We start from the raw sequence: 16371 nt of genomic DNA on the forward strand, positions 1-16371 counted from the left end.
GCGCGACGGTCAGTCTGGTCGCCCGTCGTCATGGCATTGCGCCTAACCAGCTGTTCGCGTGGCGCAAGCTTGCATCGCAGGGTGCCTTGGTTGCCACCGCAGCCGAAGAGGAGGTTGTCCCTGCCTCGGAATACCGGGCGCTTCAGGCTCAGGTGAAGGAATTACAGCGCCTTCTGGGCAAGAAGACGATGGAAGGGGAAATTCTCAAGGAGGCCCTCGAAATCGCCAACGGCCCAAAAAAACGACTGCTGCACTCAATCTCGCTGCCGAAGGACGTTTTGCGATGAAGGCGCTATGCGAGACGTTAGGCGTTGCCCGGTCGAATATCGCTGCACGCGCCACAGGCACCCTTTCCAGAGCCCGAGGGAGACCTCCGCTTCCCGACGCTGATCTGGTTGCTCAGATCAAGGCGGTCATTGAAGAAATGTCGACCTATGGTTATCGGCGCGTTCATGCCATTCTGCGGCGCAAGGCCCGTGAACAGGGGCGTTCATGGCCGAACGCCAAACGTGTTTATCGCGTGATGAAGCGGCATGATCTGCTCCTTCAGCGCCATACCGGAGCTGCCGGTGAACGCAGACACGACGGGCAAGTCACCGTCGAGCGCTCCAATACCAGATGGTGCTCCGATGGCTTCGAGATCACGTGCGACAACAAGGAAAAGGTCCGCGTTGCATTTGCGCTCGACTGCTGTGATCGGGAAGCAATCGCTCATGTGGCCACGACAGAAGGCATCAAGAGCGAAGATGTACAGGACCTTGTCATCACGGCGGTAGAAAACCGCTTCGGGCGCATCAATATGCTGGCAGAGCCCATCCAGTGGCTTACCGACAATGGTTCATGCTTCATTGCGAAAAACACCGCGTCCCTGCTCCGGGATATCGGTATGGAACAGTGCAGAACACCAGTGCGCAGCCCGCAGTCAAATGGAATGGCTGAGGCTTTCGTCAAAACATTCAAGCGCGATTATGTCCGGATCAACCCGACGCCGGACGCCGAAACTGTCATGGCTCAACTGCCATCATGGTTCGAGCACTATAACAATCTTCACCCGCACAAGGCTTTAGGATATCAATCTCCACGAGAGTTCCTGAGCCGAAATGCTCAATCCTGAAAATGTCCGGTTTTTAAGGGGCAACTCCAGAACCGGCAGCAGGCATCTCTTATGACGAGGCGCTGAAACTTGGCCAGCGCATTGCTGCTATTCCTGCAACATTTGGCAGTTCGATATTATTGATCGAACATGACATGGACCTTGTGCGCAACGCCTGTTCATCAATCATGGTCCTCGACTTTGGGCGCGTCATCGCCAACGGCCCGACCGCTGAAGTTCTGGATCTTCCGTCCGTCCAAAAAGCCTATATGGGCATCGAGTTTGAAGAGGCTGCCGAATGACCTGTTTTTCAGTCAACGCATTACAGGTCGACCGTTCGGGCATCCCGGTAATTCGTGGTGTCGATCTGAGGGTACAAAGCGGTGAAATCAGCGTGCTGCTGGGTTCCAATGGTGCCGGTAAAACCACCTTCCTTGAGAGCTTGTCCGGCATCATATCGGTACAATCCGGTTCGATCAGCCTCGGCGAGGCAGAGCTGACCAGACTAAGACCGGGCCTGCGAACGAAGGCTGGTCTGAGCCATGTTGAGCAAGGACGGACCGTCTTTTCGGATATGACAACGGAAGAGAATCTGAAGGTCGCCTTACATCCCGATGCAGGCCTGGATGAAGCCTATGATCTGTTTCCAGAGCTCGTTCAGCGGCGTGACGTCAAAGCGGGTATGCTATCGGGCGGTGAACAGCAGATGGTGGTGATTGCGCGCTCCATCGTTAATCGGCCGAAGGTTATGCTGATTGATGAAATGTCATCCGGTCTGGCACCCGTCATAGTGAATCGGCTCATGCGTGCCGTGAGACAGCTAGCTGATAACGGCATGGCGATCATACTGGTGGAACAGTTTGCGGCGCTGGCGCTTTCCATAAGCGACCATGCATATGTCTTGCGTCGCGGGCAGATCGTCTATGACGGCAGCAGCGAAGTGCTTGCCAAAGACCCCACCCGGCTTCACAAGCTCTATCTGGGTGACGCCGCTCCAAGCTGACTAAGGCACCGTAACCCTAACCCGTAATCCGATACGTATTGATCAGCGAATGTCGTGCATACCCTCTTATCGGCGACTAAGTTTTACGACAAAGTCGAAGTTACAATACTGGTTCTCGCCTCAATGTTGTTTTCATAGACGACAACGAGATTACCTGCTTACTTTACTACTCGAAACCAACTTTCAAGATAGTGAAAGCCTTGGTGTTAACGGCATTATCCGGGTCGGAAAACAGACGTGGATATCTTGAGTTGACCACCCATACCTCATCGCCTCTCAATGTTGCAGTGGTAGGTCCATCCAGTTCGCTCGACGTGGCCACGGCCTTGATGCGAGCGGTAGCCCAACTATCTGGCGAATCTAAAAGAACTACATTGCCCGTCATTTTTCCGTTCTTGTCGGGGAACGATTGAACCGCGACCAACTCCTGTGGACTTTTAAGAACCAGCCCATCTGGACCATCCAGCCGCGTCGGCAGCTGAATCTCGGTGAAGGATTGCGGGTTGTTCAGGGGGATCTTCCACAGGAGTCCGCGTGAATAATCAGACGCAATCAGAAATCCGTCAGGATGATAGACTATGCCGTTCAGATAAGGTTTGGTACCACTCGCTTCCGTTTTTCCAGCCGACATCAAAAGATCGGAACGCACGAAGACCGACACCTCTTTGGTCAAGTAATCAACCTTGTATATTTGCGGCTGAAAGCTATCCGTAACGTAGATATTACCCTGCGCGTCAACCGCCAAATCGTTAGCGAGCGTCGCACCGGAACTCAGCGATGAAAAATCGTACATTCTCTGGACCGCACCGGTATCAAGATCTAGTTCGACCACCTGAGCCACTCTGTGGCGAGTGCCGGGCAACGAACGCGTTGATATGCCGACATCCTCGTTACAAATCAGCAGACGATTGCGATCAACATCAACGACGATGCCTGAAGTCGTGATCAAGGAATTATCGTTGGAAAATATCCTATAATGGCCGTCAGGCGTCACCGACCCGACTTGTCCCCCACGAAGGGAAGAAACCATGAAGGCGTTTGTCAACGGGTTCCAAGCGATGCCTTCCGGATATCCGCCCCCCAGCTCGGGCTCGAACTCGATTTCGGATAAATCCTGCGCGTGAACAGAGCCGATGAGCAACAGGCAGATGACGAGAGTTTGTTTCAAACTGAATATAGACATGGAACATCACTCCTGTGAACTCGTCAAAGACCTCATGGAAAGCGACGGCTTGACGCTATTGTGCGTCGTCGCTCGCCCCTGAAGGGAGTGGGAGTTCTAGAATACGGAATTCATCTGGTACGTTCGCTTCCATTCCGGGAAGAAGTCGGTGGCGGATACGCGCTTCGGATACGAAAGCACATCCTTGCGGGCTAATCGTCAGATTAACTGGGTTTTCCAGTCCATCCCGAAGCACTTCAATGTTACGCATATCCGCAGCAAGTGGTTCACGGATTCTGAGTATTCGGCCTTGCCCGCTGTTTATTGCGTTTTCAAGGACAATAAGCGATCCGTCAGGCGCCAAAGCCATTCCGTCAGGGTTCTCGATCAACCGTGGCAGCTGGATTTCGCGTAAGGTCGGTGTCTCGGTGTCAACATTGTTGACGACATAGAGCTTTCCTGTGCCAAAATTCGATACGATCAAAGTTTGGTTATTCAGATAGACAATTCCAGCCGCCCCTATTCCCCCGGTTCCACCGTTAAGGCGCCCATCGCTCACGATGGCTTGTAGCTGGTCAGTATCCGGCTGCAGGCGCAGAATTCCGCCATTCTTGGTTTCCGTCAGAAAGACTGTACCATCGGGTGCCAAAGCAATATCGTTGCCCATACCGCCGTTTGGTACGAGAACGTCAACACGTTGTTTTCCCGTCGAAGTTTCTATGGCAAAGATGCGGTGTGGACGTGTTTCTCCTGATGGAATAAAATCCGGTGAATTGCCCCACAACAAGCCTCGCTTTTCATCCAATCGTAGTGTGGTTCCGGAAAAGACCTGTTCGTTACCCTCAAAAAACACCTGCCAGTCTTGGTCCGGCCGCTTGCTCAGAACTTTCCCACTCGTAACAAGGCCTACATAAAGCGCGCCATTGTTCGCACGGGCGATGCCATTGGGGTAGAGAGCTCCAGACGGTAGAATCATCGTTGAAGCCTTGCACTCAGGATCGGGTGAAGATTGCGCCTTTGCATCACTCAAGGCCAAAGCTGCAAGAACTGCTATTGCAGCGAACCCTGAACGGCGGTGAAATACGTGTTTCATACACTCATCCTTCGATCTTAAAGTGCCAAGATACCGAGCTCGATATTTCAACCAAAACGCTCACCAGTGCGGCGCTCGACGATTTGCATTGATGGCGGTTTCCAGTCTGATCATTTCATCGCTCGACAGTTCGAGCGATAACGCGCCAAGCGCATCGGGGAGATGATGGGGCTTGGACATACCAACTATCGGAGATGTTATATCCGGCTTCGCCAGCACCCAGGCCAAAGCGATTTGCGCTGGTGAGACGCCACGCGCTTTGGCAAGATCACCAACAATCGCCACCGTTTCGTCAACTCCGCCAGTGCCTTGATACCATTGGGCAGATTGTTCATCCGTACCAGCGCGCAATGTTTCAATACTTTGCGTTGCCGCAAGCCTGCCTCGTGCCAAAGGCGACCAGGGTGTCAGACCAATACCTTCCTCCCGACATAGAGGTATCAATTCCTCTTCATCGTCACGGATAATCAGATTGTACTGACTTTGCATTGAGATGAAGCTGGCCAGGCCGTTGTTACGCTGAAAGGCGAGTAACTTCATAAATCTCCAAGCATGCATGGAAGACGCCCCGAGATAGCGCACCTTACCGGCCCGAACGACTGCATCAAGTGCATCGGCAGTTTCTTCGATAGGCGTTTCAGGATCACAACGATGGATGACGAATAAATCAATATAATCAGTGCCAAGCCGTTTCAGGGAAGCATCAACGCTTGCCAGAATGTGCTTCCGCGAAAGGCCGCGATTATTTGGCTTTTCATTCATCGGAAAGAAAGCCTTGGTGGCAATGACCGCATCGTCGCGAGAACCAAAATCCTTTAGCGCGCGGCCCAGAATCCGCTCACTTTCACCGGCTGAATAGATATTTGCCGTATCGAAGAAGTTGATCCCCGCTTCCCGTGCATCCCGAATGAACGGACGGGCCTCGTCTTCTTTGAGGACCCATGGCCTCCAGGACGGATCGCCATAGGTCATGCAACCAAGAGCGAGGCGTGACACCTTCAACCCGCTATGGCCAAGAGAAACGTATTTCATTCTTCTTTCTCCAATCGAGACCACTTCTGCCCGACAATTTGGAGCCTCAAGTCGGTGCGCAACTGCCAACACCCCCAGCCGGTTCAGCTTCAACGCACACCGGCGATCGTGTAGCCGCCATCCACGAGAATTGTCTGGCCAGTTACAAAGCGGGCTTCATCCGATGAAAGCCAGATTGCAAGATCAGCGACATCATCCGGCTGGCCAAGCCGTTCTGCAGGCGTATGCGCGACGAAAGGCGTAAATGCCGTCATGTCGCCATTGACACTGCCGCGAGCCATCGGGGTTTCAATAATACCCGGATTGATATTGTTGATACGGATATCTTTGGAAGTATATTCGAGCACTAGTGCGGGGATCATCGCATCAAGCGCCCCCTTGCTGGCCGAATAGCTTGATGACCCGCGAAGCGCTCCCTTCGTGAGCCAGGATGAGGTATTTACAATCGCCCCACCAAAGCCCTGTTTCAAGAACGCCTCGATTTCATACTTCATCGAAAGCCAGATACCCTTAAGATTGACGGCTATTACCGCATCAAAATCAGCGCTCGACTGTTCGATAATTGGTGCGAAGTTGCCGAGGATTCCTGCATTGTTGAACGCCGCGTCCAGCCTGCCATATTGATCGAATGCCGTTGTGATCAGACGACGGACATCTTCTTCCTGCGATATATCGGTGGAGGCGGCAATTGCCTGACCACCGCCTTTGATGATTTCATGCGCCACGGATTCAATCTCGGCGGCTCGGCGTCCCGCCAACACTACTTTCGCACCCTCGCGGGCATAACCGATTGCCGCAGCGCGACCGATGCCGGTACCAGCGCCGGATACAATAACGACCTTGTTTTGAAAGCGGCTTGAAGCTGCTGTTTGTCCCGACAAATCCGACATATCTACCTCTCAGGTGGCTCATTTCCTTCAAGCTAGACCAGTTCATTATTCATTTTAATCCACCTTTCATTGCATCCGATGGTGAGCTATATTCATCAATAATGAGGACAAGCGATCTCGGTGAACTAGCGGCGTTCGTAGCTATTGCGGAAGAAGGCAGATTCCGCAAAGCAGCAGTCCGGCTGAATGTAACGCCGTCTGCTCTGTCACATTCCATCCGCTCACTTGAACAAAAACTGGGGGTTCGTCTTTTTAACCGAACGACGCGAACGATCGCGCTAACTGAAGCAGGACACGCCCTTTTGCGTCAGATCGGTCCAGCATTTGCCAGCATCGAAACAGCGGTGGAAACGCTCAATGATTATCGCGAACAGCCAGCCGGCAGGTTAAAGATCAGCACTCCACGCACGGTAGCAATGCGGGTCTTAGGGCCTAAAATCCGCACCTATTGCGATCTTTACCCAGATGTCACCCTGGAGATTGCAGCCCAAAACGGATTTGTCGACATCGTCCAGCAAGGCTTTGACGCGGGCATTCGGCTCGGCGAAAGTCTTGATCAAGACATGATTGCGGTTCGCATTACACCCGATTTGCGTACAGCCATTGTCGCTTCACCGGAATATTTTACACGATATTCACCACCAGAAACGCCCCGCGATCTTCACAAGCACAATTGTATCGGGTTCCGCCAGATCGCGAATGGTGGTTTATATCGCTGGGAGTTTTCGAAAGACGGACAAACACTCAATGTTGCCGTCGACGGAACACTGGTTCTGGACGATCCTGAACTTATGATAGCCGCGGCACTTGACGGCATCGGACTAGCCTACGGCACCGAGCCACATGTCAGCGAACATCTTGTGTCTGGAAGGCTCGTCCGTGTTCTTGAAGACTGGTGCCCTCCCTATCCAGGCTTCTATCTTTACTATCCAGGTCGCCGACATGTCCCTGCGGCGCTCAGAGCACTAATCAATCTTCTTCGGTGTTGATGCGGTCTCGATCGCAATCACATGAGTGCCTTCACATTGCTTGAATTCAAGCGCGGAATGGCCCGGTTCTGGTTTTCAGGTGTGTTGATGAGCTACAGCATTCGACGCAGCCTTGGTATTGTCGAGAGTTTGAACGATCTTATCCAGCACGCAGCCATCCGGATCGGCTTCGCTCAGGCTGACTTTATGACAGCACTCTTCTAAGGCTGTAGATTTGATTGACCCGACAGCGGTCGTCCTCTATGTCTATTGAAAAGGTTCCGGCACCTGCCTCCTGCAGACGAAAGTCATGGTCAAGCCCGGATCGATAAGACACCTCACCCTCGAAGCATTTCGCACGGTGGCAATGCGGGCTCCCATCCTATTTGAAATGCCTCGTATGAGGACTGAGCGATGTCTATGCGGCACGCCCAAAGGATTGATCCTTTTCTGACCGTCCCTGTCGGGCGGCTGTTTCTGTCCAACGCCCTTCCTATGGCCGTTGTTATGTCGATGAGTGGCGTTCTCAATGTCGTCGATGGGATTTTCGTCGGTCACTTCATCGGCTCCGACGCTCTCGCGGCAGTAAGTTTGGCATTTCCTGTGATCATGGTGCTTTCCGCGCTCACCACATTGGTGGGTGGCGGGATGTCGAGCCTCATGGCACGGCTTCTGGGTGCTGGAGATCGTATCGCTGCCGGGCGCATCTTTGCAGGTGCGCATGGCATGGTGCTGGCAGTTTCGGTCGGCCTGATCGGACTGTGGGCGCTGAGTGGTACTGCACTTGTCGCTTCCATGGCCGCGGTCAATCCGATAGTCGCCCGTTTGACGCATGACTATTTGCAGATCATGATTGTTGGCGCGCCGATACAACTGATGCTTGGCGTCCATGCCGATGCCTTGCGAAATGAAGGTCGGGCAGGCTTGATTGCGGTCTTGTCCGTTCTGGTCAACCTGTTCAATATCGGCGCCAATTGGCTGGGGATTGCAGTGTTTGGCCTCGGTGTTTCGGGTTCGGCTCTGGGTACAGTCGCGGCGCAAGCGCTGGGATTGGCATTGGTCGTTGGCTTCAGAAAACGCAGCAAGGATCTGTTACCACTACCAACTTTGTATATGCAGAGCTGGCAAAGTGGGTGGTCTCAAATCATTCGCCTTGGCCTGCCATTGTGTCTCAGTTTCCTCGGCATTGCCATGGTAGCCAGTATTGTAATGCTGTCTCTGAGGCTTCACGTTGGGACTGAATATAGTACATGGGTGGCAGCTTATGGCGTAGTAACGCGGCTTTTAGGCGTTGCCTTTCTGCCGCAAATGGCTATCGCGCTGAGCACGCAGAGCATTACCGGCAACAATGCTGGTGCGGGAAGAACTGACCGTGTGCTAGCCGCATTGCGGCTGTCCATGGGGGTCGCTTTCCTCTGGAGCCTGTCTGTCGCAGCGTTTGGCATCTTTGCGGGAACCACTCTCGGCAGTTGGTTCAGCGATGACCCCGCTGTAATCAGCGCCGTTGCACTGATACTACAGCGCATGATGTTGATCTACGCATCCGCCGGCCCAGTTCTTGTCTTGGCATTGTATTTCCAGGCTCTTGGTCGAGTTGGCCAGACGGCGGCGCTCATTTTGATAAAACCCTGGCTTTTAACACCTGCGCTCATCTTCGTGCTCGCCGCCGGGTTCGGAGTATCAGGCATCTGGCTGGCATTTCCGGTAGCGGATGGGATCATCTTGATGCTTGCCATCATTATCGGCCGGGGTGCCTTGTGCCAACCTCGGCAATAAGGCAACGCGTGCCAGCCAGCCGTTTGCACGGCAGCTAGATCGCTGCTCAGGAGTAACGACCCCATCACTCCTGAGCAGCGGTAGCCGATGGCGCGGCTTGATTACAGGAAATGGCAAGCAATCGTACCGCAAGGCCCGAAGTCCGCACTGATGGTATCTCCGTGGCGGGCTTCGATAGGACGGATAAACGACCCTGCGAGCACGATCTGACCGGCATCAATGCCATCGCCATATTGTGCCAGGCGATTTGCGAGCCATGCAATACCGCGCGCGGGATGATTGAGAACGCCCGCGCCGAGCCCGGTTTCTTCGACTTCGGCGTTACGTGAAACGATCGCGCCCATCCAGCGCATGTCAACCTGGTCTGGCCGCATCTGTCGTCCTCCGATGACGATGCCCGCATTGGCGGCGTTGTCGGAAATCGTATCGACGATACTGCGCGTCTTCTTCGTCTCTGGATCGGCGCGTAAAACACGCGTATCGAGTATTTCCAGTGCGGGCGTAATATAATCGGTGGCGTTCAGCACATCAAAAATCGAGACATTTGGTCCCTTGAGCGGCGCCTTCATAACGAAGGCAATTTCCGCCTCAATACGCGGCTGGATGAAGCGATCAGCCGGGATGACTGCACCATCATCGAATATCATATCATCGAGCAACACGCCCGAATCCGGAATATCGATGTTCAACGCATATTGCATGGCCTTGGACGTGAGACCGATCTTCCAGCCGATCTGTTTGCGGCCCGCAGCAAGCTTTTGCTTTACCCAAGCAGCTTGTACAGCGTAAGCATCGTCAATTGTCATGCCGCTATGCTTCAGCGACAGTAGGCCTATTTGTGTGCGGCTCTTCTCGGCATCGTCGAGCGCATTTGCAGCCGCTGCTATTTCCGTTTCAGTCAGCATGAATCAGACTTTCTCGTCGGCAACAATATTACGGAGAATACCAAGGCCTTCCGCTTCCACCTCGATCACATCGCCCGGTTTCAGCCAGATCGGGGGATCAAAACGCGCGCCTGCACCCGTCGGCGTGCCGCAGACCAGTACGTCGCCCGGTACAAGCGTGGTGAAGGTGGAGACATAATTGATGATCTTGCGGAAAGAGAAAATCATCCGGCTGGTGCGATCCTGCTGACGAATATCTCCATTGACCCGCGTGGTCAGCTGGATATCAGCCAGCTGACTTTCATCCGTATACGGCACCAGCCATGGTCCGATAGAACCGGTTGCATCGAAGTTCTTGCCTTGCGTGACATTGAACTTGGCGTGGCGCACCCAGTCGCGGATCGTACCCTCGTTGCAAAGCGTGAGCGCAGCAATATGGTCGAGCGCGTCTTTTTCAGCAATGCGCCGACCGCCCTTGCCAATGACAATGACGATTTCGCCTTCGTAATCGAGTTGCGGGCTTTCAGGCGGGCGGATCAGCGGTTGATCATGACCAGTGAACGAGCGCGCAAACCGAATGAAGAGTGATGGATTGGGTGGCGCCGCCTGCCCATCCTTATACTCTTCATTGCGATCGGGAAAGTTCACGCCGACACAGATGATCTTTTCCGGTGACGGAACGGGGATTTCGTAAGTGATTTCAGCAAGCGGAATATCTGGGGCAAGACTTGCCCCCTCCTCCGCAAGCCTTACCAGTTCTCCCGCTTCAATAACTTCGCGCAAGGTCGGCCAAATCTGGCCGTGCTTCTTCGAAAGATCGACAACACCACCGTCTTTAAGCAGGCCATAACCCTTGCCCGCAGCAGTCGAAAAACTCACCAATCTGGCCATATATATATGTCTCGCTTTCGTTCCCGTCCGTTGTCCCTCAAAGCGGTTCAAGGAGCTATGATCGGCTGCGCCTTTAGAATAGAATCCCGCACTTCGGCCCCGGCAAACAGGCTGCCGTGTTCAAACCAGGATTTCGGCGCAGGTGCGCCCCAGAGCGTCTGCCGCTGCGGATCTTTCAGATCCCACTTGATCGGCTCCAGATCGGGGTCAACGGTCTGGTAATCCGAGCAATAAATCTCGATACGATGGCCGTCAGGATCAAGAATATAGAGGAAGAAGGCATTGGAAATGCCATGGCGGCCAGGACCGCGCTCGATATTGGCGATCCAGCCGGAGGTCGACATCACATCAAGCAGATCGATGATGTTGAGCGGCGTTGGCACCCAGAAGGCGGTATGATGCAGACGAGGACCTTTGCCATTGGTGAAAGCAATGTCATGTACGCCACCCTTGCGATGCGTCCATGCTGCCCACAGACGACCGGTCTCGGCATCTTCCGTATATTCGGTGACGCGAAATCCTATCTCGTTGTAGAAAGCAACGCTTTCGTCGACATTCGGCGAGAAGCAGTTGAAATGATCAATGCGCAGCGGCTTCACGCCTTTATAAAGCGCATATTTCTGATGGATCGGCGGCAGGCGATCCATTTTGGAATAGAACTCCAACGGAATACCATGTGGATCGCGGGTGCGGAATGTGCGCGCCTGATAGGGCCGCTCCACCCATTCGACGGGCAGTTCCTTGCTGCGGAAGAAGTGCTCGGCCTTGTCGAGGTCTTCTTCGGAAAACACCTTGAAACCAAGTTCGCAGGCTTCTGCCTTAGCGGATTTGCGCAGCACGATGCAATGGTGTCCGCGCTCCTCCATGGCACGTAGATAAATCGCGTCGGCGGTCTCGTCCGTCACCTGAAGCCCAAGAATGTCGACATAAAAGGCACGCGACTTCGCAAGATCGGTGACGGCCAACTCAACATGCGACAGTCGTAGAATATTGAATGGCGGATAGAGATTTGGTTTCGGCAGAGCCATTATTTCCTCCTCGGAACGGCAGTTATCATAAAGCGGAAAGTACGTGCGCCTTATTCAACCGCCAAGTTTCTGAATCGCGTGCGCAGTATTGGCAAACGCAATATTTTTGGTTTCCATGTAAAAATCGAATGACCAATCACCGCCATCCCGTCCGATACCAGAGCTTTTAACTCCTCCAAATGGTGTCGGTAGATGGCGAACATTTTCGGAATTGACCCAGATCATGCCCGCTTCCAGACCATCAGTAAAACGGAATGCGCGCGTAACATCGTTGGTCCACAAATAGCCGGTGAGGCCATATTGAACGTCATTGGCAAGGGCGAGCGCTTCAGCCTCGTCCTTGAACGGAATGGCCGTCAGAACCGGACCAAAAATCTCTTCCTGGGCAATACGCATCCGGTTGTTTGCACCCGTGAATAATGTCGGGCAAACATAGCAACCGCCACCCGGGCCGTCGAATTTTGTGCCACCGGCGGCAACAGTTGCCCCTTCGTTGCAACCGATCTCGATATATTCCAGCACTTTCTTTTCGTGAACGGGGTGGATCAACGGCCCCACGACCGTTTCCGGGTCCAGCGGATGCCCGACCTTTATCCGCTTGGCTTTTTCTGCAACCAGAGCCGTGAAACGGTCATAGATCGTATCTTCGACCAGCAAGCGCGAGGATGAAGTGCAACGCTCGCCATTGAGTGAATAGATCATGAAGACCGCCGCATCGGCAGCGCGCTCCAGATCCGCATCCGCAAAAACGACGACCGGATTCTTGCCGCCCAGTTCAAAATGAACGCGCTTCAGCGTGTCCGCACCTTGCTTCATGATCATTGATCCGGTGCGGCTTTCACCAACAAATCCGATAGCCTTGATATCAGGATGTTCCGTCAGTGCCTTGCCCGCATCTTCGCCGAAGCCGTTGACGAGGTTCCAAACACCTTTGGGCAGGCCGGCTTCTTCAGCAATCTCAATCAGCAGGCGAGCCGTGAGCGGTGAGAACTCGGCTGGCTTATGAACAATCGTGCATCCTGCGGCCAAAGCTGGTGCAATCTTCCAGGTCGACAGCATGAACGGCGTATTCCACGGCGTGATCACACCGACCGGACCGACAGGCACACGTGTGGTCAAATTGACCTGACCAGGAGCGCGCAGCGCCTTGCCATCCCGCGCTTCGGGTGCGCGATCAGCAAAGAACCGAAAATTCTCCGCGCCACGCAAAGCGGCCTTGGCCATGAATTTCAGGGACTGCCCCGTATCCATGCATTCCACGAAAGCAATTTCTTCCGAACGGGCAACAATGGCATCGGCAATCTTGTGAAGCAGCTTCTTTCGCTCCACGCCCGGCATGGCTGCCCATTCTGGAAAGGCCTGTTTGGCTGCTTTGGCCGCTCGATCAATATCTGCAGCCTTACCGTGCGCAACTTTTGCCAGAGGCTTCAAATCCACCGGCGAGAGGGTTTCGAATGTTGCGCCGTCGGAGGCGGCCACATCCTCTCCGCCAATGCGGTTCAGAACTCCATTTTCAAAATGGGCCAGATAGGCTTTCGCCTTGGCGACATTATCGTCGAGCTTTGACATGCTTTACTCCGTCATAAGGAAATAGCCGACCGCGGCAAACTGCGGTGCGCGGCTCTGGATCAGGCCTGTTTCTGGCGCAGGCGCGGATGAATGGCGTTTTTCTTCCAGCTCAAATTTGGGTCGATCTCGCGGACCTCAAGGGTCAACGCGAAATGCGGCGTCTGGAACAATGGGTTGAGGAACGCGCTGACCGTAGCGAAGATCGCCTCTCCAGCTCTCCGCTTCTCATCCTCGCTGCGACCATGGCCAATGCGAAGGGACATGTCGATGAAACCATTGTCGGCTAGCAGATCTGCTACAGCGTAGGCTTCAGCTCTGAATGCACGCACGCGAACCGCACCAAGCTCGAAAAGCCCTGTCTCCATCATGGTCGCATGCACAGCTTCGCACAGACCGTCGAAATCGACCGCCATATCGAGATTGGCGGAATACTCCATGGTGAAATGCGGCATCGTTCCTCCCACGAACTGAACCAAATTTGGTGGCCATCAATATCTGGCGACCATGTATGGCAGGATTTATTTAACATGTTAATGATAATGTCAAGCCCGCTAAACGACACGACAGGGGATGCAGCGTACACATGATTGAAAAGCGTTGGAAAATGCAGGATAAAGCTTGCATGCAAAATCATTCCGCTCCGAAATCGAAATCATCGCAAGAAGACCTGCTACCTCGCGACACGCGGCGTTCGGTGCCGATTGCATTGCTGCGTGCCCGCGAGGCCGTTATGAGCCACTTTCGGCCAATGCTTGCACAGCATGATATTACTGAGCAGCAATGGCGCGTTCTGCGTATTCTGGCAGAAATGGGCGTGGTCGATGCGTCGGAGATGGCTGACAAGGCCTTCATCCTGGCTCCGAGCCTGACTCGCATTATACGGTCTCTGGAAGAGCGTGGAATTATCACCAAAGCCAAGGATCATAATGACGGTCGCCGGGTGCTGCTGGAAATAACCCCCATCGGCCTGGCTATCATCAAGGACGTCGCGCCGGAAAGCCGGCTGATCTACGCAAGACTGGAAGAACGCTTTGGACGCGAGCGCATCGAGCAGCTGCTCGACACACTGGAAGATCTGGCGGCCATCAACGACTAGTTCCAGCCTTTTCCCACCGTTTCCCTATTGCGGCTTGAGCAGGCGGGGTCCTCCTTGATAGTGCCCGCCACGATGATCGCACCGCGCATATAACGCATCGGCCCTGCTTGCTTGTCGGAAGCATCTGCTTTTAATTAACATGTTTACTTTATCGAAAATTAGATGTAACGAATAGATACGACGCCTCGCAAAAAATGCGACCAGAAATAAATTTCATACGGGTTTTGGGAGATAACCCACGATGAATTCATTGATTTACATTATTATACTTGTAAGAATTACATAATACACCGATTGGAATTTTCTAAGAGAACATATACCTGCAAATCAATTAAGAATATTCTATCTATCGACGATATTTCACCGCATGATTCAATCGGTTTCAACACTATTCCGCCGTTTCTCGTATATCTATTTACTTAACATGTTTAATAAATTGAAGAGTTGATACCGCATACCAGCTGAAAAGCTGATCGAGGAAATGGACCACGGAAGAGGACCGTGATTGCTGGGAGGCAATATGAGAATTCAGGGATTAACATCACAAGCACCTGCGGAAGCAGTACTGAATAGCCGTCATGCTGACGAAGACAAACTTGGCGACACGATCCACCGCATCGTGACATGGCGTATCATGCCGCTCCTGATCGTGAGCTATATATTCGCGCATCTCGACCGCATCAATATCGGCTTTGCCAAGCTGCAAATGACGTCGGATCTTGGCTTCAGCGACACGGCTTATGGGCTTGGAGCCGGCCTTTTCTTCATCGCCTATGCTATTTTCGGCGTCCCCTGCAATATAATGCTCGACAAGGTCGGTCCGCGACGCTGGATCGCCTTCATCATGATAGTATGGGGCATTCTCTCCGCATCAACCTTGTTGATCACATCCGCCCAGCAATTTTACGTCGTGCGCTTTCTGCTGGGGATCGCAGAATGCAGTTTTTATCCGGGCATGTTGGTTTATATCAATCGATGGTTTCCGGGACGCCGCCGTGGTCAGATCATCGCAATATTCAGCCTGTCGGTACCGGCGGCCGGGCTGATCGGCGGCCCCGTTTCAGGCTGGATTCTGGAAAGCTTCAACCAGTTCGCCGGATTGCGCGGCTGGCAATGGATGTTCTTGCTGGAAGGTCTGCCCGTTCTGCTGTTGGGCGTTATCGTTTATTGCGTCATCCCTGATCGCATCAAGGATGCGCCTTGGCTGGACAAGACCCAAAAAGACTATCTCACCACTCAACTGGCGCGCGAAGCCAGTCCCGTCGCCAATACGTCCTTGTGGGCATGCATCAGCGATGCAAAGATCTGGCAACTTGTCGGCATTTATTTCTCGGTCATGCTGGCAGTTAACACCATCGCCTTCTGGATGCCTGCTCTCATTCACGAAACCGGCATAGCCAGTGACGCAACCATCGGCCTTCTGAGTGCTCTTCCGTATCTTGCGGGTTGTATAGCCATGGTTGCTTTTGGCTATTCCTCCGACCGACGCGCCGAGCGCCGCTGGCACCTTGTCATTCCGTCTCTGATGGCCGCTGGCGGCCTCTTTCTGGTCGGCTTTGCTGTGCCAAACCCGATGCTTGTTATGCTGGGTCTTATCATTGCCGGCATGGGTGCGAGCGCTTCGCTGCCACAGTTCTGGCAGTTGCCCCCCTCCTTCATTGCACCGGGCACGCAGGCAGCCGGCTTTGCTTTCATTAGCTGCCTTGGAAATCTGGCTGCATTTGTCGCTCCATATTTTATTGGCTGGATGCGCGACCAAACGCAAAGCTCATCGATAGCTTTGTATGTGCTGGCCGCACTGATCGCTCTTGGCGGGCTAATGGCGCTGCGGTTTTCCGCTGCAATCGTCAACCAGCGTTAAAAACGTTGCGAATGGAACGAAGACG

15 protein-coding genes and 1 pseudogene are annotated in these 16371 nt (G+C 53.6%); 7 read left to right on the forward strand and 9 right to left on the reverse strand.

The genetic code is table 11. The annotated features are described in order from the left end of the window. From ACTJKP_RS08195 to ACTJKP_RS08205, 3 genes and pseudogenes are all read left to right on the forward strand, one after another. Nucleotides 1-1114, forward strand: a protein-coding gene (locus ACTJKP_RS08195) for an IS3 family transposase (protein WP_440630270.1) whose coding sequence is annotated in 2 segments (ribosomal slippage) — nucleotides 1-231 and nucleotides 231-1114 — 1115 coding nt annotated over the 2 segments. Because the reading frame shifts where the segments join, the coding sequence is not laid out codon by codon here. This gene is flagged as partial in the annotation. 29 nt (nucleotides 1115-1143) lie between these two features. Continuing rightward, nucleotides 1144-1395: pseudogene (locus ACTJKP_RS08200) on the forward strand (branched-chain amino acid ABC transporter ATP-binding protein); the annotation flags it as partial. Continuing rightward, the gene (locus ACTJKP_RS08205) at nucleotides 1392-2096 is read left to right on the forward strand and encodes an ABC transporter ATP-binding protein (protein ID WP_440630271.1); all 705 of its coding nucleotides are present in this window, start codon (nucleotides 1392-1394) and stop codon (nucleotides 2094-2096) included. The pseudogene ACTJKP_RS08200 and the gene ACTJKP_RS08205, both read left to right, overlap by 4 nt. 166 nt (nucleotides 2097-2262) lie before the next feature. Here the strand turns inward: ACTJKP_RS08205 and ACTJKP_RS08210 are convergent, their stop codons facing one another. The 4 genes from ACTJKP_RS08210 to ACTJKP_RS08225 are packed head-to-tail and all read right to left on the reverse strand — an operon-like array spanning nucleotide 2263 to nucleotide 6273. Further along, on the reverse strand, nucleotides 2263-3279 hold the full coding sequence (locus ACTJKP_RS08210; RefSeq protein ID WP_440630272.1) for a hypothetical protein: 1017 nt from the start codon (nucleotides 3277-3279) through the stop codon (nucleotides 2263-2265). A 55-nt stretch (nucleotides 3280-3334) separates the two neighbouring features. Beyond that, complete coding sequence (locus ACTJKP_RS08215) at nucleotides 3335-4351, reverse strand: SMP-30/gluconolactonase/LRE family protein (RefSeq protein WP_440630273.1); 1017 nt, start codon at nucleotides 4349-4351, stop codon at nucleotides 3335-3337. A 60-nt stretch (nucleotides 4352-4411) separates the two neighbouring features. Next, nucleotides 4412-5476, reverse strand: a complete 1065-nt coding sequence (locus ACTJKP_RS08220) for an aldo/keto reductase (protein WP_440630274.1) — start codon at nucleotides 5474-5476, stop codon at nucleotides 4412-4414. Further along, nucleotides 5473-6273: an SDR family NAD(P)-dependent oxidoreductase gene (locus ACTJKP_RS08225; RefSeq protein ID WP_440630275.1), complete on the reverse strand. Its 801-nt coding sequence runs from the start codon at nucleotides 6271-6273 to the stop codon at nucleotides 5473-5475. Before ACTJKP_RS08225 ends, ACTJKP_RS08220 begins: the two co-directional genes overlap by 4 nt. Nucleotides 6274-6374: 101 nt before the next feature. Here ACTJKP_RS08225 and ACTJKP_RS08230 point away from each other — a divergent pair, with 101 nt between their 5' ends. After that, on the forward strand, nucleotides 6375-7262 hold the full coding sequence (locus ACTJKP_RS08230) for a LysR family transcriptional regulator (protein ID WP_440630324.1): 888 nt from the start codon (nucleotides 6375-6377) through the stop codon (nucleotides 7260-7262). 393 nt (nucleotides 7263-7655) lie between these two features. Continuing rightward, nucleotides 7656-9017, forward strand: a complete 1362-nt coding sequence (locus tag ACTJKP_RS08235; protein ID WP_440630276.1) for an MATE family efflux transporter — start codon at nucleotides 7656-7658, stop codon at nucleotides 9015-9017. A 101-nt stretch (nucleotides 9018-9118) separates the two neighbouring features. On the opposite strand, the gene hpaH is transcribed toward ACTJKP_RS08235, so the two are convergent. From hpaH to ACTJKP_RS08260, 5 genes are read right to left on the reverse strand one after another with little or no spacing between them, the layout of a single operon-like run. Next, nucleotides 9119-9922, reverse strand: a complete 804-nt coding sequence (gene hpaH, locus ACTJKP_RS08240) for a 2-oxo-hept-4-ene-1,7-dioate hydratase (protein ID WP_440630277.1) — start codon at nucleotides 9920-9922, stop codon at nucleotides 9119-9121. A 3-nt stretch (nucleotides 9923-9925) separates the two neighbouring features. After that, nucleotides 9926-10792: a fumarylacetoacetate hydrolase family protein gene (locus ACTJKP_RS08245; protein WP_440630278.1), complete on the reverse strand. Its 867-nt coding sequence runs from the start codon at nucleotides 10790-10792 to the stop codon at nucleotides 9926-9928. A 47-nt stretch (nucleotides 10793-10839) separates the two neighbouring features. Then, nucleotides 10840-11820, reverse strand: coding sequence for a 3,4-dihydroxyphenylacetate 2,3-dioxygenase (gene hpaD / locus ACTJKP_RS08250; RefSeq protein WP_440630279.1), 981 nt, complete (start codon nucleotides 11818-11820; stop codon nucleotides 10840-10842). A 54-nt stretch (nucleotides 11821-11874) separates the two neighbouring features. Further along, nucleotides 11875-13389 (reverse strand): 5-carboxymethyl-2-hydroxymuconate semialdehyde dehydrogenase, encoded by a 1515-nt coding sequence (hpaE, locus tag ACTJKP_RS08255; RefSeq protein ID WP_440630280.1) that lies wholly within the window; start codon nucleotides 13387-13389, stop codon nucleotides 11875-11877. A gap of 59 nt (nucleotides 13390-13448) precedes the next feature. Further along, nucleotides 13449-13841 (reverse strand): 5-carboxymethyl-2-hydroxymuconate Delta-isomerase, encoded by a 393-nt coding sequence (locus ACTJKP_RS08260; protein ID WP_440630281.1) that lies wholly within the window; start codon nucleotides 13839-13841, stop codon nucleotides 13449-13451. Nucleotides 13842-13993: 152 nt separating this feature from the next. Between ACTJKP_RS08260 and hpaR the strand changes: the two genes are divergently transcribed. Together hpaR and ACTJKP_RS08270 are read left to right on the forward strand one after the other, a co-directional pair. After that, nucleotides 13994-14485: a homoprotocatechuate degradation operon regulator HpaR gene (gene hpaR, locus ACTJKP_RS08265; RefSeq protein WP_176168352.1), complete on the forward strand. Its 492-nt coding sequence runs from the start codon at nucleotides 13994-13996 to the stop codon at nucleotides 14483-14485. A 520-nt stretch (nucleotides 14486-15005) separates the two neighbouring features. Beyond that, nucleotides 15006-16346 (forward strand): MFS transporter, encoded by a 1341-nt coding sequence (locus ACTJKP_RS08270; protein ID WP_440630282.1) that lies wholly within the window; start codon nucleotides 15006-15008, stop codon nucleotides 16344-16346. Nucleotides 16347-16371: the final 25 nt, after the last annotated feature.

It is taken from the genome of Brucella sp. 22210 (genome assembly GCF_052045675.1).
Lineage (GTDB): Bacteria > Pseudomonadota > Alphaproteobacteria > Rhizobiales > Rhizobiaceae > Brucella.

Bases quoted from the DNA above. Each gene is read 5' to 3' on its own strand.
- ACTJKP_RS08205 (WP_440630271.1), top strand. From the start codon at position 1,392: ATGACCTGTTTTTCAGTCAACGCATTACAGGTCGACCGTTCGGGCATC.
- ACTJKP_RS08210 (WP_440630272.1), bottom strand. From the start codon at position 3,279: ATGTCTATATTCAGTTTGAAACAAACTCTCGTCATCTGCCTGTTGCTC.
- ACTJKP_RS08215 (WP_440630273.1), bottom strand. From the start codon at position 4,351: ATGAAACACGTATTTCACCGCCGTTCAGGGTTCGCTGCAATAGCAGTT.
- ACTJKP_RS08225 (WP_440630275.1), bottom strand. From the start codon at position 6,273: ATGTCGGATTTGTCGGGACAAACAGCAGCTTCAAGCCGCTTTCAAAAC.
- ACTJKP_RS08230 (WP_440630324.1), top strand. From the start codon at position 6,375: ATGAGGACAAGCGATCTCGGTGAACTAGCGGCGTTCGTAGCTATTGCG.
- ACTJKP_RS08235 (WP_440630276.1), top strand. From the start codon at position 7,656: ATGTCTATGCGGCACGCCCAAAGGATTGATCCTTTTCTGACCGTCCCT.
- hpaH (WP_440630277.1), bottom strand. From the start codon at position 9,922: ATGCTGACTGAAACGGAAATAGCAGCGGCTGCAAATGCGCTCGACGAT.
- ACTJKP_RS08245 (WP_440630278.1), bottom strand. From the start codon at position 10,792: ATGGCCAGATTGGTGAGTTTTTCGACTGCTGCGGGCAAGGGTTATGGC.
- hpaD (WP_440630279.1), bottom strand. From the start codon at position 11,820: ATGGCTCTGCCGAAACCAAATCTCTATCCGCCATTCAATATTCTACGA.
- hpaE (WP_440630280.1), bottom strand. From the start codon at position 13,389: ATGTCAAAGCTCGACGATAATGTCGCCAAGGCGAAAGCCTATCTGGCC.
- ACTJKP_RS08260 (WP_440630281.1), bottom strand. From the start codon at position 13,841: ATGCCGCATTTCACCATGGAGTATTCCGCCAATCTCGATATGGCGGTC.
- hpaR (WP_176168352.1), top strand. From the start codon at position 13,994: ATGCAGGATAAAGCTTGCATGCAAAATCATTCCGCTCCGAAATCGAAA.
- ACTJKP_RS08270 (WP_440630282.1), top strand. From the start codon at position 15,006: ATGAGAATTCAGGGATTAACATCACAAGCACCTGCGGAAGCAGTACTG.